The organism is Mucilaginibacter sp., from assembly GCF_041663085.1.
In the GTDB taxonomy this organism is placed as follows: domain Bacteria; phylum Bacteroidota; class Bacteroidia; order Sphingobacteriales; family Sphingobacteriaceae; genus Mucilaginibacter.
The window spans coordinates 1-15,240 of record NZ_JBAZRC010000120.1 but is presented as its reverse complement, the minus strand read 5'-3'; the positions used below and the strand labels follow the sequence as shown (position 1 = coordinate 15,240).

General features: G+C 40.2%; 12 protein-coding genes. 8 read left to right on the top strand and 4 right to left on the bottom strand.

What is annotated here, in order from left to right:
• From WC615_RS17935 to WC615_RS17900, 8 genes are all read left to right on the top strand, one after another.
• Positions 1 to 1,176, top strand: a 1,176-nt coding sequence (locus WC615_RS17935; protein WP_372979448.1) for a RagB/SusD family nutrient uptake outer membrane protein, incomplete at its 5' end; no start/stop codon positions are given.
• A 37-nt stretch (positions 1,177 to 1,213) separates the two neighbouring features.
• Positions 1,214 to 2,458: a DUF5000 domain-containing lipoprotein gene (locus tag WC615_RS17930; protein WP_372979447.1), complete on the top strand. Its 1,245-nt coding sequence runs from the start codon at positions 1,214 to 1,216 to the stop codon at positions 2,456 to 2,458.
• A gap of 30 nt (positions 2,459 to 2,488) precedes the next feature.
• A complete protein-coding gene (locus WC615_RS17925) occupies positions 2,489 to 3,718 on the top strand; it encodes a DUF4998 domain-containing protein (RefSeq protein ID WP_372979446.1) in 1,230 nt (409 codons plus the stop codon).
• A 98-nt stretch (positions 3,719 to 3,816) separates the two neighbouring features.
• Positions 3,817 to 5,019: an SGNH/GDSL hydrolase family protein gene (locus WC615_RS17920; RefSeq protein ID WP_372979445.1), complete on the top strand. Its 1,203-nt coding sequence runs from the start codon at positions 3,817 to 3,819 to the stop codon at positions 5,017 to 5,019.
• A gap of 144 nt (positions 5,020 to 5,163) precedes the next feature.
• On the top strand, positions 5,164 to 7,485 hold the full coding sequence (locus WC615_RS17915) for a glycoside hydrolase N-terminal domain-containing protein (protein ID WP_372979444.1): 2,322 nt from the start codon (positions 5,164 to 5,166) through the stop codon (positions 7,483 to 7,485).
• 23 nt (positions 7,486 to 7,508) lie between these two features.
• Positions 7,509 to 9,551 carry an alpha-galactosidase gene (locus WC615_RS17910; protein ID WP_372979443.1) on the top strand — a complete coding sequence of 681 codons (2,043 nt, stop codon included), beginning with the start codon at positions 7,509 to 7,511 and terminating at the stop codon, positions 9,549 to 9,551.
• Positions 9,551 to 12,037 carry a hypothetical protein gene (locus tag WC615_RS17905; RefSeq protein WP_372979442.1) on the top strand — a complete coding sequence of 829 codons (2,487 nt, stop codon included), beginning with the start codon at positions 9,551 to 9,553 and terminating at the stop codon, positions 12,035 to 12,037. The genes WC615_RS17910 and WC615_RS17905 overlap by 1 nt, the downstream gene beginning before the upstream one ends.
• Before the next feature lie 180 nt (positions 12,038 to 12,217).
• Positions 12,218 to 12,541 carry a hypothetical protein gene (locus tag WC615_RS17900; protein ID WP_372979441.1) on the top strand — a complete coding sequence of 108 codons (324 nt, stop codon included), beginning with the start codon at positions 12,218 to 12,220 and terminating at the stop codon, positions 12,539 to 12,541.
• Between the two features lie 21 nt (positions 12,542 to 12,562).
• On the opposite strand, the gene WC615_RS17895 is transcribed toward WC615_RS17900, so the two are convergent.
• The 4 genes from WC615_RS17895 to WC615_RS17880 all read right to left on the bottom strand — a co-directional run.
• On the bottom strand, positions 12,563 to 13,216 hold the full coding sequence (locus WC615_RS17895; RefSeq protein ID WP_191174540.1) for a response regulator transcription factor: 654 nt from the start codon (positions 13,214 to 13,216) through the stop codon (positions 12,563 to 12,565).
• 7 nt (positions 13,217 to 13,223) lie between these two features.
• On the bottom strand, positions 13,224 to 13,874 hold the full coding sequence (locus WC615_RS17890; RefSeq protein WP_372979440.1) for a sensor histidine kinase: 651 nt from the start codon (positions 13,872 to 13,874) through the stop codon (positions 13,224 to 13,226).
• A 95-nt stretch (positions 13,875 to 13,969) separates the two neighbouring features.
• Positions 13,970 to 14,635 (bottom strand): hypothetical protein, encoded by a 666-nt coding sequence (locus tag WC615_RS17885; protein WP_372979439.1) that lies wholly within the window; start codon positions 14,633 to 14,635, stop codon positions 13,970 to 13,972.
• A 9-nt stretch (positions 14,636 to 14,644) separates the two neighbouring features.
• On the bottom strand, positions 14,645 to 15,240 hold a 596-nt coding region (locus WC615_RS17880; RefSeq protein ID WP_372979438.1), incomplete at its 5' end, for a hypothetical protein.

Genomic DNA, 15,240 nt, shown 5'->3' with positions numbered 1-15,240 from the left:
GATTATACAAGCACTCAGAATAAAGACGGACAAAAACTTTTCCCTGCAGCTTATGACCCTGCAAAATGGCAGAGGGCAGCAATAGCTTGTAAAGAAGCGATTGAAGCCTGCGAGGCAAGTGGTTTAAAGTTATACACCTTTATCCCGCCAGCAAGCATCAGGGTACTGCCAGATTCATTACGGACAGTTTTAACCTTGCAGGGAGCAGTTACCGAAAAATGGGAGCAGAACAGCGAATTGATCTGGGCGTTAAACCCGACCTTTTCATGGCAGGGGTATGCCACACCTCGTTTAACACAAAAAGGTGTTGTAAATATTTTTTCTAACCCATCAACCTTCGCGGTGCCTATGTCAATCCAGGAGCTTTTTTACTCTGATAAAGGTGTGCCGATAAATGAGGATAAAACCTTTGATTACCCGGGCCGCTATAGCCTAAAAACGGGCGACGACGCAAATCGTTTTTATATCGCTAAAGATTCGGTAACCGTTAAGGAGCATTTTAACCGCGAGCCTCGTTTTTATGCTAATCTTGGTTTTGATGGCGGTATTTGGTTTGGTAATGGTAAAACAAACCTCAATGATATGTATCATGTTTGGGCCAGGGGTATCGAATCATTTGCCGGGCCTAAAGATGTTAATACATTAAATATTACCGGTTATTGGCCAAAAAAATTGGTTAATTATCAATCAGTTTATGATGATGGTTTCCAGGAAATTGGTTACCGTTTACCTATGATACGCCTTGCGGGGTTATATCTTTTATATGCCGAAGCTTTAAATGAAGCTAACGGCCCAACTGCCGAGGCCTACCTGTATATAGATAAAGTAAGGGCAAGGGCGGGCCTGAAAGGCGTTGTTGAATCATGGACAGACTATTCGAAAAATCCGGGAAAATTCGGATCTAAAGAAGGCCTGCGGCAGATCATCCACCAGGAAAGACGGTTAGAGCTATGCTTTGAAGGCCAGTCGGGCTGGGACTTGCGCCGGTGGAAAGAGCTACAAATTGTATTAAGTACGCCGATGCAGGGATGGAATGTTTATGAAAATAAACCAGCTAACTACTATCAGCCACGCACCGTATTTACAGCCATATTTGGTTTGCGTAATTATTTGTGGCCAATAAAAGATAATAGCCTTGTTGTTAACGGCAACCTGGTGCAAAACCCATACTGGTAGAATTTAGTGTGTGATGAAATCTAAAAAGAAATTAATTATGAAAAAGATAAATAAATATTCCGCAAAGGCATTGTTTAGCCTGCAGATATTAGCTTTTATTTGTTTCCTATCGGCTTGTAAAAAGAACGAGGGTTATAACAAAGGGCCAATATCTACTGATAAAACAAAACCGGCAGTTGTAACCAACATAAAAGTGGAGAACCTGCATGGTAGCGCCAATATTACGTATGACTTGCCTAACTCTGATAATATTTTGTATGTACTTGCAAAATATAATATCAACGATATAACGGCAAGGGAAACTAAATCAAGTTATTATACAGATACGGTTAAGGTTGATGGTTTTGCCACTGATAAAGATTATACTGTAACATTATATACTGTTAGCCGCGCCAATGTGTCGTCAGATCCGGTTACAGTAACTGTACATCCGGATGTGCCATATTATAAACTTGTTAAACCTACAATTAATATCACCAAAGATTTTGGCGGCGTTAATATACAGGCATTAAACCCATTTAAAAAAGAGGTGGGTATGATACTGATCGCGATGGATAACTCTACAGAGCAACTTGAGGTAAGCGACCAACACTACACTAATACCGATACCATTAATTACTCGGTTAGAGGTTTCCCGGCTGTTGAAAGAAAGTTTGGTGTATATGTAACAGACAAGTTTGGAAATATATCGGATACCACATTGGTTGATCTTACGCCGCTTTTTGAAACAGAATTGGATAAAACCAAGTTCTCGGTTTATAAACAACCAAGTGACAGTCAGATTGGTTATGGTTGGGAATTGCCTTATTTATGGGATGGTAAAATTGATGGGTACTCAAACGGCTGGCATACACAGCCGGGTACGGGTAAACCAATGCAATGTACCTTTGGTATCGGCGTAAGTGCGCAAATAAGTCGTATAAAAATTTATGAGCGCCCGTTAGAGTATGCGTTTTTTCATGGTAACCCCAAAAATTTCACATGGTGGGGCTCAAATTCAGATTCGCCGGCTGATGTTGTTCTGCCTCAATCTGCCCCGGCGGGTACTGTAATTGGCGATTGGGTGAACTTGGGTAATTATCGTTATCCAAATCCTCCGTCTGGCTTAACACCGGGCTTTACCAACTCTGCCGACGAAGCCTTTGTAAAAGCAGGAGTCGACTTCCTTGTGCCGCCAACAGCGCCGGCAGTTAAGTATCTGCGTTTGTTAGTGCATGATACCTGGGGCCGTGGTGATGCAGCCCACTTAATGGAAGTATCGGTTTATGGAAAGCCACAATAATATTTGATCAATAATTTAAAGACATAAATTATGAAAAATCTTTTTCGCATTTGTCTGTTCTCAATCATCAGTATCGGCTTATTAAGCTGCGAGAAAAAGGATACAGATTTTAAGAAATTCCTTGGAGACAAAGAAATTACCTACCCCGGGGTAGTAATAAAGCCGCACTCAAAGGCGGGTAACCTGCGTACTGCTTTAGTTTGGAACCCAAGCCCCGATCCAAGCATTAACAGGTATGTTATTTACTGGAATAATAAAACCGATTCGTTGGTGGTTAATTCAACTAACCATAATACGGCCGACTCTATTACTGCCATCATCCCAAACCTTAACGAGTATATTTATTCTTTCACAATATTCTCATATGATGCAAAAGGTAATCGTTCTATCCCATTGGATATCAATAATGTAAAAGTTTACGGGCCTGTATATAAAAGTGGTTTAACAAATCGGGTTTACAATGCAGCTAATCCAACAACTGTTAGTGCCAATGGTAATGTAAGGCTTAACTTTTTACAGGTCGATACCCTTTCTATTAATGTATCAACTATTATTAAATATATTAATAGGTCGGGTATAGAAACAGAAAAGATGCTACAGCCAGATAGTAATGGTATTACGCTTACCGATTATAGATCGGGAGCGCCGGTAACCTTTAGTTCTGGATATGTGCCGGTAAGAGGCGCTATAGATACCTTTTATGTTGACCAGCCTTCAGTATTTCCTGAAATTACAGGTATTGCCCAATGCGCTAAATCATTATTTAGAGAGAATAAGTTATCTGGCGACGCCGGTACTTATGAATCTGGTACCAGTGTAAGCAAACTTTGGGATGGTAGTGTTGGCCCGCAAGGTTATCCAAATATTTTCCATAGCGATGGCGATCACCATTTACCCCATACCATAACATTTGACATGGGTGCGGTTTATAAAAAACTAACAAGCGTAGAAGAAACCGGCCGTAACTGCTGCAATAATCCGGATGACTTTGAGATATGGGGTATTGCAGATATTACCAACGCTGCAACTAATTTATCACCAAATGATGGCGGCTGGCCGGCAGAAATGCAAGCCAAAGGCTGGACGCTTTTAAAAGAAGTAAAACGTACAGATGACGGACAGGCTGCCTTGAAGGTTAATTTTGATGCTGGCTTACCACCGGTAAGATACATCCGTATCAGGGTTAAACATGTAACTACTGGCGATAGTTATTACAGCAATATGAGCGAGATGACTTTCTGGAATGATGTACTTAACTAAGTACCCGTCAAACTATATCTAAACCAAATAAACCATCCTTGTAAAAGGATGGTTTATTAATTATAATGCATTTATTTGTTTTAGGCAACTCTTTATATATGATCAAATATCTTTTTGTTTTAGCTTTTACTGCCTGTTTGTTTTTCTCTGTTAAGGCGCAGCCGGTTGCTGTTGCCAACGTGCTCCCATATAGTAACTATTATAAAATCAGGGGAGGAGCAAATAATTTTATGTATGCTGTGAAAAAGAATAAAAATGCTACAGTTGCCTTTTTAGGTGGGTCTATAACCTATAACCCAGGCTGGCGCGATAAGGTGACCGCCTATTTAAATGAGCGCTTCCCCGATACAAAGTTCAGGTTTATTATGGCGGGTATACCATCATTAGGCAGCTTGCCACATGCCTTTCGTTTAAAACGCGATGTGCTCGATTCTGGTAAAGTAGACTTGTTGTTTATAGAAGCCGCGGTGAACGACCGTGTAAATGGCACCGATAGCCTCACTCAATTGCGTGATCTGGAAGGTATTGTAAGGCATGCAAAACGTGTTAACCCGTTAATAGATATTGTGATGATGTCGTTTGCAGACCCGGATAAAAACAGTGATTATGCTAAAGGTAAAATACCTGTAGAAGTAACCAATCATGAATTGGTAGCAAAGCATTATAACCTTCCATCTATCAACCTTGCTAAAGAGGTTTATGATAAAATAAAAAACAAGGAGTTTAGTTGGGAGAGCGATTTTAAAGATCTGCATCCGTCACCCTTTGGCCAGGAGTTGTACTTCGCTAATATTAAAAGTTTAATACAAAAATTAGAGAAACGGCAATTTGCGCCACCAAACAACAAAAAACTCCCCAAAATGTTAAATAAATGGAGCTTTACTACAGGAGGTTATCAAAATATAACCGCTGCTAAGCTTGATGGCAAATGGGTTTTAAACCCAGCCTGGGAGCCAATCGATGGTTTAGGTACACGCCCAGGTTTTGTAAACGTACCTATGCTAATAGCGGACACCCCCGGCGCGGAACTTACACTGCCATTTACAGGTACAGCCATAGGCATGGGGATTGTATCAGGCGGAGATGCGGGTATTGTATCCTATTCAATTGATAACAGGCCATATAAAGAGATCGATTTGTTTACTCCATGGAGTAATTCGCTGCATTTACCATGGTATGTTTTATTTAAAGGTAGCCTGCACAGGGGCAAACATGTGCTAAAATTAAAAATAGCCGATCATCATAACATAAATAGTAAGGGAAACGCCTGCCGTATTGTTTATTTTCTGAGGAACGAATAATCCATTCATTTGCTGGATTTGTCCATTTTAAAGCAGCATGTGAGCATTTATTTTTAGCCAACCAATTAGTATTTCACCAATTGTTGAAATCAACCTGTTTAGCCGGTTTTTTTTTAACTAACCATTGGATATATCTTAATCATAATGAAAAAAAACTTCTACCTGTTTATTATTTTCTGTTTTACAACATCTGTTACTTACGCACAAAATACACCGTTGAGGTTGTGGTATAACAAGCCTGCAACACTATGGGAAGAAACCCTGCCCCTGGGTAACGGGCATTTAGGAATGATGCCTGATGGTGGTATAAAGGAAGAACATATTGTGCTGAATGATATAACCTTATGGTCTGGCGCACCGCAGGATGCAAATAATTACGAGGCATACAAAAGTCTGCCCGAAATAAGAAGATTACTTGCCGAAGGTAAAAATGACGAAGCACAGCAACTGGTTGATAAAAATTTTATTTGCACAGGCAAGGGCTCCGGTAGTGAGCCATTTGGTAAGTACCAGGTACTTGGCGATCTGAAGATAAAATTCAATTACGCTAATGATGTGGAGTATTCTGATTACAAACGCCAGCTTTCGCTGGATAATGCCATTGCTACCAGCACATTCAAACTAAACAATATTACTTACAAGCGCGAATACTTTACCAGTTTTAACAATGATGTAAGTATTGTTAAACTATCTGCCGATAAACCCGGGCAACTGAATTTTACAATTGCTTTATCCCGTCCGGAACGGTCTGTAACCGTCCAAAAGAATGGTGAACTGCAAATGTATGGCCAAATGATTAGCGGTACGGCAAACGGCGGTATGCAGTATCTCACCAAAGTTAAAACACAGTTAACAGGAGGTACGCTAACCCATGATGATAACAAATTGGTTGTTAAAAACGCTACCGAGGTTATCATTTACATATCGGCGGGTACAGATTTTAGGGGTGCTGACTATAAGAGAAATGTTGATGCCGCGCTGAATGGTGCTTTAAAAACTCCATATGCGCAAGAACGCGCATCCCATATAACCAAATATCAAAAGTTATTTAAAAGGGTTACGGTAGATTTAGGCACAGGCACAGCAGCAGATGAGCCTACAGACCAACGCCTGATCAGCTTTCATAAAAACCCAAATGTCGATAAACTTTTACCCGTTTTATTTTACCAGTATGGGCGCTATCTGACCATCAGCAGTACACGTGTTGGTTTATTACCGCCCAATTTGCAGGGCTTATGGGCTAACCAGGTAAACACACCATGGAACAGCGATTACCATCTTGATGTGAATGTGCAGATGAATCACTGGCCGGTTGAGGTGTCAAATTTATCTGAACTGAACCTTCCGCTGGCCCAACTGGTAAAGGGAATGGTAAAACCCGGCGAGCGCACCGCTAAAGCATATTACAATGCTGATGGATGGGTTGCACACGTTATAACCAATGTTTGGGGGTTTACTGAACCCGGCGAAAGCGCATCATGGGGCGTAACCAAATCCGGTTCGGGGTGGTTATGTAACAACCTATGGGAGCATTACGCTTTTTCGGAAGACAAAGCTTACCTGCACGATATATATCCCATATTAAAAGGCTCTGCGCAGTTTTATAGTAGTATGCTTACACACGATAGCAAAACAGGCTTTTTAGTAACGTCACCCTCCTCGTCGCCCGAAAATAGTTTTTATTTGCCAAATGGTAAAACAGCCAGTATATGCGTTGCTCCAACCATAGATAACCAGATTATCAGGGAGTTATTTAATAATGTAATTACAGCATCTAAACTATTAGGCAAAGATGAGGCATTAAGAAAGGATCTTGCAGCAAAACTGAAACAATTGCCTCCCGCAGGGCAAATAAGCAAAGACGGACGCATTATGGAGTGGCTGGAAGATTACAAAGAAACCGAGCCGCAGCACAGGCATATATCTCATTTATATGGTTTGTATCCGGCATCATTAATTACCCCCGATGCAACGCCGGCGCTGGCCGAAGCAAGTAAAAAAACATTGGAGGTTAGAGGCGACGACGGGCCGAGCTGGTCTATAGCATACAAGCTGTTATTTTGGGCGCGCCTGCACGATGGTAATCGTGCCTATAAGTTATTTACCGAGATTATGAAGCCAACTCTTAAAACCGATATTAATTACGGTGCAGGTGGTGGCATATATCCAAACTTGCTTTCGGCAGGGCCGCCATTCCAAATTGACGGTAATTTTGGCACCACAGCTGGTATCGCCGAAATGCTTATACAAAGCCACGCAGGTTTTATTGAGCTGTTGCCGGCAGTTCCCGATAGCTGGAAGGCAACAGGGGAAGTAAAAGGTGTGAAAGCCCGGGGGAATTATATGGTAGATTTTAGTTGGAAAAACGGGAAGGTGATTAATTGTCGGATAATCTCTTCCCGCCCCCGGAAAGTTAAAGTTAAAATTAACGGCGTTATCAAAACTTACAATACTGTAAAAGCATAATCAGTATAAAATAAACCAACCTTATGTTTAAAAAATATACCGGGTATTTCCTGGGTATCCTATTTTCGCTTGCCTTTATATATCCTGTTAGTGCAGGTATTAAACCGCCAAACTCGGGCATAGTAAATATTCCTTATGGGCGAAACTATAGTATCAAATACAATTTAAAAACCGGTACATATAACGTTTATCATAGTGGTACAATTATATTGATAAATATCGCCTCAATTGCAAAGGTTAATACGGATACGCTCAGCTCTGAAAGTTATAAATTAAGAAAATACACAAAGCTTGCCATAAAGGATGGTTTTGGTAAGGGGGTTAAATACACTATAATTTTAACAGGTAATGGCCTGTCGCAAATGAAACAGGTTTTTTATACTTATACAGGCAAAAACTACTTTTTAACTGAAATTACATTTACAGGCAATCAATTAAAAAGTAATTATATGGCGCCGGTTAATGGGCAGTTTAACGCTATAAAAGGGGGCGATATCCGCTCATTGTTTGTGCCTTTTGATAATGACACTTTCATTTGTTATAATTCAAAGCAATTTACAGGTGCTACAGGGGTAAGCTCAGAAGTTGGCACGGTGTTTTCTGAACAAACCAGGGTTGGCATAGTAGCGGGCTCAGTTGAGCACGGGGTTTGGAAAACCGGGGTTGATATAGAGGCTCAACTGCCATTAAATCAAATTAGGGTTTGGGGGGGGTATACCGCCGAAGCGGTAACCCGAGATAAAATTGAACATGGCACCATCTGCGGCAATACTATTACATCGCCAAAAATATTTGTAGGCTACTTTAACGATTGGCGTAACGGGATGGAAGATTACGCCAAAGCAAACCGCATTGCCGAACCACCGTATGTTTTTAACTGGGATAAACCAACGCCCGTGGGCTGGAATAGCTGGGGGGTAATACAAGAGAAACTAACCTATGAGAAGATTACCAAAGCAGCTGATTTTTTTGCCGATAGCATCCCCGCATTCCGTACGGGTAATACGGCGTATATCGATCTTGATTCGTATTGGGATAACCTTGTAAGCAATGGCGATTACAGCAAATTAAAAGCCTTCGCCGATTATTGTAAAGCCAAAGGTTTACAACCTGGTGTATACTGGGCGCCATTTACAGATTGGGGGCATAACGGCGGGCCAAACCGTAAGGCGGATGGCAGCAATTACACTTTTGGCGATATGTGGACAAAAATTGGTAATGGGTATAATGATATTGATGGAGCCCGGGCTATCGACCCAACACATCCCGGTACGCAAAAACGTATTGCATACGTTATTGGTAAACTTAAAAGCTGCGGGTTTAAAATGATCAAGATAGATTTTCTTGGCCATGCCGCATCCGAGGGCAATTCATTTTACAACCCAACAGTTAAAACGGGTATGCAAGCTTACCGTAAAGGTATGCAGTATCTGGTAGACCAATTAGGTGGCCAAATGCTATTATATGCAGCCATATCGCCAAGCATGGCAACCGGCAGATACGTACACATGAGGCGTATAGCGTGCGATGCGTTCAAGTCTATTGATAATACACAGTATACACTAAATAGTTTAACTTATGGCTGGTGGCAAACATATTTGTACAACTATATAGATGCCGACCACATAGTGTTTAACGACGAAAGCATAGGGGCAAACCGTGCAAGGCTGCTATCGGCACTTGTTACCGGTACCTGGTTATCCGGAGATGATTTCTCGGTAAACGGACAATGGACAACACGCGTTAAAAAGTACTATCAAAATCCTGAATTGATAAAACTTGTTAAAAATGGTAAAGCATTTAAACCGCTTGATGGTAACACAGGTACAAATGCATCAGAGGTATTTACTCAACAAATAGGCGACGTATTTTATGTAGCTGCATTCAATTTCGGAAAGGATAGCAAAAACTTCAACATATCAGCACAGCGCTTAGGGATTGATATTAACAAATTGTACAACGCAAAGGAATTATTGCAGGATAACGATATCCGGAATAATGGTAGCCTGAAGTTTAAGCTTGGTGGGGCAGATGCAGTGTTATATAAGTTTACAATAAATAGATAGTGAAAAGGCTTGCCTATAGTGTGGTATTTTCATTTGTGCTTATACAAGCTATATTTTGCCCTGTAGTATATTGCCAAAACGGAGCTGTACAGCAAGCAAAAAAACATAGCATAAGTATAAATAAGCCCGCCCCGGATTTTTTTGAAGGAGCATTGCTTGGCAACGGCGGAATGGGAGTTGTAGTTACCACCAGGCCCGATGCTGTTGTGTTGTACTTTGGGCATAATAACGTTTGGGATATTCGTATTGCCGAAAAACACCGGCTTGAGATAGGCACTTTTGATTCGGTATTTAATATGGTAAAGGCCTTGCCCAATACATTGCAAAATCTTAGCGATAATAAATGGTACAATGAGTATAACCGCCTTACCAGCGATAATTACAGTAAGCCTTATCCGCGCCCGTTTCCTTGCGGATCAGTAATTTTAGGGTTTGACAGGCGCAACGTACAACTATTGGGCCATACGCTTTACATTAGCAATGGTTTGTGCATAGTTAAACTGCTAACTGCCGACAAAAAGGTTCTATACCTTAAACTTTTTACAGATATGCAGCAAGATAGGTTGCAAATAGCACTAACAGATGCTAAAGGAAAGCCGTGTCCTAATATATTCAACAGGATAAAATTAATGCCTGATCCATCTACACCGCATGATTTTCCTGCCTGTAAAGCTGAAGAAGACTTAAAGTCGGGCACTTTAAGTTTTCGGCAAGTATTACCCGCTTTAGAGCCAGATGCTTATGATAAACAAAAAGGTAATACGAAAGATAAAGCATTTCGCTTGAGCTTTAAAGCTAATACCTCTCTGGATAAAATATCCCGCATCAACTGGAGCGGTAATACCGAACAGATGCCGGAATTGGAGGCGGCATTATCTGCAAAAGAAAACTTTTTTGCCACTATATCTCTACAGGAAGGGCTCTGGTTTAATGTTCCGGAACGTACAACAAACCAAGCATGGCCATCTTTCGCGCAATTTAATAAAGCATTAGCGGCCAGTACTGCCACATGGGATGCCTACTGGGCCAAATCATCCGTTAAGTTGGGGGATACCTTTCTGGAGCAATTGTGGTATCGTAATCTCTATTTTTTTAATTGTGCTGCAAAAGATGGTGTTAACTGCCCGGGTTTATTTGCAAATTGGAGCTATAGCAATATTGGTACAGCATGGCATGGCGATTACCATATGAATTACAACACCCAACAACCTTTCTGGGTAACTTTTTCAAGTAATCACCTGGAAAAGAACCTGCCATATGTGAACCTGATAGAACGCTTAATGCCAGTTAGCCGTAACTGGGCAAAAACCTACTATAATTTGCCAGGCGCATATTTTCCGCACTCGGCATACCCAGTAGAAATGACCATGAACCCCTATCCTGTTCCCGACTGGGGGTGGGAGATAAGCGAAACGCCCTGGGTGGTGCAAGGCCTTTGGTGGCATTACCTTTATTCGGGCGATGAAGCGTTTCTGCGCGATAGGGCATACCAACCCCTTAAGGCAGCGGTGGAATTCTTAACGGCTTACATGAAACGCCCTGATGCGCATGGTAGCGAACGATGGAGAGATAATAAATATCACATTTTCCCAACCGTACCGCCTGAATTATATGGCCTACGGCCCGGGTTTCAATACAACTATGATTGTGTGATGGATCTGAGCCTTACCAAATTTGTTTTTAATGCATTTATAAAGGCAACTAAGGTGCTGCAAACCAGCAACAGCGAACAAGCTCTATTGAAGGATATAGCAAATATTTTAGCTAATTACCCAGATTACCCTACTGCTAAATCTGCAAAATATGGTCAAATATTTGTTTCTGTTCCAGGTGAAAATGATAAGGTGGTTTACAATGTACCCAATGCACTTGCCGCCGCTTTCCCGGGTGAAGATTATGGTTTGCACTCCGAAACTGTTATTAAGCAACGTTTAAAAAACACTTACTTAAACCAACAGAACGAAGGCGGTAATGATCTTGTATTTACAAACTTACAGGCAGCACGTATTGGAATGCTTGATTTGGAGCAGTTTAAAAGACATGTGCAATATTGTTTGTTACCCAACGGTACGGCTACGGATATGGTTACCCAAACATTTGGCCGCTATAGTGACAATGCCGACTTTAAATATATGTCGCGTATGGGTATCTGGTTTGAAAATTTTGCATTGCCCGCAGTAATAAATGAATGCCTGATGCAAAGCTATAATGGTACAATTAGCTTATTCCCTAACTGGCCATTAGTTAAAGATGCAGAATTTACAGATCTTCGTGCTGCAGGTGCTTTTTTAGTCTCTGCAAAATTGCAGCATGGGAGCGTTAAGCGGGTAAATATTTTAAGTGAAAAAGGTAGCTACCTGTCTGTTTTGTTACCATGGAAAAAAGGTTACATTTTTAAAAATAATATAAAAGCCAGGTTTATTAATAGTAAAGTTAGTTTAAAAACTACCGCCGGCGATAAGTTCGTTTTTTATCCAATGAAATAATTGGCTGTATTTGTTATCTGCTTAGTGCCAAATGGGAATAATCACACCTATATGAGACAGTATCAAAATAAAAGTTTGTTATAACACACAATGTTAAGTATATTAACATCGGTTAACATAATGATAATATTGAATTAACCTCACCAAGGCATACTTTTGCATATATTATTATACTGATACATGAAAAATAAACTTAAACCGCTTATTAAAGAAGCTAAGAAAAACGCTCAGAAAGCTATTCAGTTAAGCCTGGTAACACAACTAAAGGAAATTACTGAAAAATTTGGCGAAGGCTCTAAAAAGCTTGAAAAAAAGATTGTTAAAGAAGCGAAAAAACTGGCCAAAAAACTGGCTAAAGATATTAAGGTAGAAGCCGTTTTGGTTAAAACTGAAGATAAACCAAAGGTGGCTGAATTACCCAAAGTTGCGCCTAAAGCAACACCAAAAATAAAAACAGTTGACGAGCCGGTTGCCAAAAAGGTCCTTGCAAAGCCAACTGTTTAATATTCAATTATTTTACCGGGGTTATATCTTTATCAGTTCATTTTTTAGTGCCGATATAACCAGGCCTGTTCTTGATTTTACCTCAAATTTTTGGAACAGCGCCTCGCGGTAATTATCAATGGTATGTGGGCTTAGGTTCATCATATCAGCAATTTGCTTATAGGTAAGATCAGAGCAGCATAACTCTAAAAACTTTAATTCGTTGGGGTTTAATCCAATAGGTGTGTTTTTTACCGGTTGGTTATTCTGTATGTTGCGTAATAACTTGCCGGATACCAGCTCGTTTATATAAATTGATTGCTTGGCAATACCTTTAATAGCGCTTACCAGGTCGCCGGCTTTTGATTGTTTAAGCATATAACCACCCGCGCCACTTTTAAGCATGCCTATAATAGGCTTATCTTCTTCAAACATGCTTAATGCCAAAACATTAATACCAGGGTGGTTTGCTTTGATCCATTTTGTGCTTTCATAACCATCCATAACTGGCATGGTTATATCCATTAGTATAACATCCGGCAGGGGGTGGAGGGGGAGTTTTTTGATCATATCCGCGCCGTTATCAGCATCAAACAAAACGTTTATTTCGTTAGATTCGGTTAACAGGTGCGCCAATCCCTGACGAAATAGGGTGTGATCATCAACAATGGCAATATTTACTTTTTCGGTATACATGGGGGAATTATTTGTACGGGACATTTATAGTTATGGTAGCGCCCTTTAATGGCGTTGAAATTATGGAAGCTGTGCCATTTATCATGGCGCTTCTTTTCATGATGTTGTGTAAGCCCATTCCCGCCTTACGGTTTAATATTTCATCAACATTAAAACCTATTCCATCGTCACTTATCGTAAGCCTTAAACTATCGGTTGTTGTTTCTAAATTAATATTTATTTCTGTTGCTTTTGCATGCTGTATAATATTGTTAATTATCTCCTGAAAAAGCCTGAACAGTATAGTCTCTTTGGCACTATCAATATTATATACGGGCATATTATGATCAAAAATTATCCGGAATTTATCAGATCGTTTTAACCACTCCAATTCAAATTCAATTGCTGATTTTAAGCCGCGGCTCACTATTTCCTCTCCATGCAACAGGCGCGATAAGGCTTTTACTTCTTTTATAGATCGTAGGGTCAGGTCTTCAATCAAAGCTATCTTTCCGGCCGTCTTTTCGCTGTCGTTAAGGTTTATAGAGCTAAGTGTAATAGTAGTGAGGCTAAGCAACTGGCCTATATTATCATGCAGATCGTAAGCAACAGTTTTAAGTGTTTGCTCCTGTACCTCCATCTGTGTTTTGAGCAGTTCTGTCTCGTAATTTTTTTGCATTAACATAGTTTCCTCCTGATGCTTCTTTTTCCTGCGGTTATATGATAACACATACACGATAAGGAACGTTGGCGCTATTAGAAATATAATGGACGTTAACCCAATAAGGGAGATGATTTCCTTTGACGATATCTGCATATAAAAGCGTATGACCAAAAAATGTACATGATGATGTTTAATAAATTAAAGATCAGGTATCTGACAGAGTATTTATATGCAATGATCTCATACATAGCCAAATATTTTGAAAAGTTATTACACACGGTACTTCCAAAATAAAAGAAAAGTGTGCCGCTAACCCACCAAAACGGTGCCGAGAATACCAATGGTTCAAAATGTTCGTCTTTTAATTTAAGATAGTAAAAGTAGAGACTGGCCAGTACAAATACTACCGACATGACGGACGCGGTTACTGATACGAAATTGCTGAAATTGTTGTATAACAGTTCGGCAATGTACATTACCGCAAACAATGCAAACCATACCAGCAACCATTTTAATTTGTATTGATATGCCTTGTATAAGTAAAAAAAGAAATAGCTGGTAAAAACGCATTCAAACAGTATGTAAAAGTTGTATATAGCGTAATTTGGTATGTGCACAAATTCGCGAACATATATCCCAATAACCTCAACCACGCAGGTTAACAATAAAAAGGGGATAAATAGCCTCCAGGCTACGGCTTTGTCTTTATACAAACAAAGCAACGCAACCAGGAAGCATAAAAATTCAGATACTGTACTAACGCTAATAAATATCATTCTTACATATTATGGGATAAGCGTAGCGCCTACGGTGTTACAAGTTTTTGGTGGAGGGCAAATCTCGCCACGGTTTTCGGGCACACCACCTAATATAAAACCTGTTGCCGGTTTATTTGGCGTTACTTTTCCGTTTGTATAATAATCTCTGTGAAAATGCTCGGCTACCTGGTTTACGCTATCTTTAGTAGATACCATTACCAAGGTGTTATACCCCCAGTAATCTTTTGGTGGTTTGCGGCCATTAAATTTTGCTGCATAAACAGTATCATAACTTGCCAGGTAAAAACGGATACCGTCGCCACCTTCATCTTTAATTTTTTGAGCAAGGGCCAATATCCTGTCTGCACTGAACCAAATACAACGGGTGTTTGGTTTCTTTTTGGTTTTAGCGAAATTCGCTTCGCTGTAATTAGAATCAACAGTTCCCGCATGTTTTTCATAATTTTTAACATACTGCTTTGCACGTTCGTAGCTTAAGCTATCGGTATCAATAACTTGCTGGGCTGTTAATTTAGGTGCTTCAGCTTTTGTGTCATCTTTGGCGTGCTGGTTTTGGCATGCGCTAAAGATTATAGCTGTTGCGGTTAATAGAAGTAAGGGGT

What these genes read in the sequence shown, in the direction of transcription:
- WC615_RS17915 (WP_372979444.1), top strand. Translation starts at nt 5,164, where the DNA reads ATGAAAAAAAACTTCTACCTGTTTATTATTTTCTGTTTTACAACATCT.
- WC615_RS17900 (WP_372979441.1), top strand. Translation starts at nt 12,218, where the DNA reads ATGAAAAATAAACTTAAACCGCTTATTAAAGAAGCTAAGAAAAACGCT.
- WC615_RS17885 (WP_372979439.1), bottom strand. Translation starts at nt 14,635, where the DNA reads ATGATATTTATTAGCGTTAGTACAGTATCTGAATTTTTATGCTTCCTG.
- WC615_RS17925 (WP_372979446.1), top strand. Translation starts at nt 2,489, where the DNA reads ATGAAAAATCTTTTTCGCATTTGTCTGTTCTCAATCATCAGTATCGGC.
- WC615_RS17890 (WP_372979440.1), bottom strand. Translation starts at nt 13,874, where the DNA reads ATGCAAAAAAATTACGAGACAGAACTGCTCAAAACACAGATGGAGGTA.
- WC615_RS17895 (WP_191174540.1), bottom strand. Translation starts at nt 13,216, where the DNA reads ATGTATACCGAAAAAGTAAATATTGCCATTGTTGATGATCACACCCTA.
- WC615_RS17920 (WP_372979445.1), top strand. Translation starts at nt 3,817, where the DNA reads ATGATCAAATATCTTTTTGTTTTAGCTTTTACTGCCTGTTTGTTTTTC.
- WC615_RS17910 (WP_372979443.1), top strand. Translation starts at nt 7,509, where the DNA reads ATGTTTAAAAAATATACCGGGTATTTCCTGGGTATCCTATTTTCGCTT.
- WC615_RS17930 (WP_372979447.1), top strand. Translation starts at nt 1,214, where the DNA reads ATGAAAAAGATAAATAAATATTCCGCAAAGGCATTGTTTAGCCTGCAG.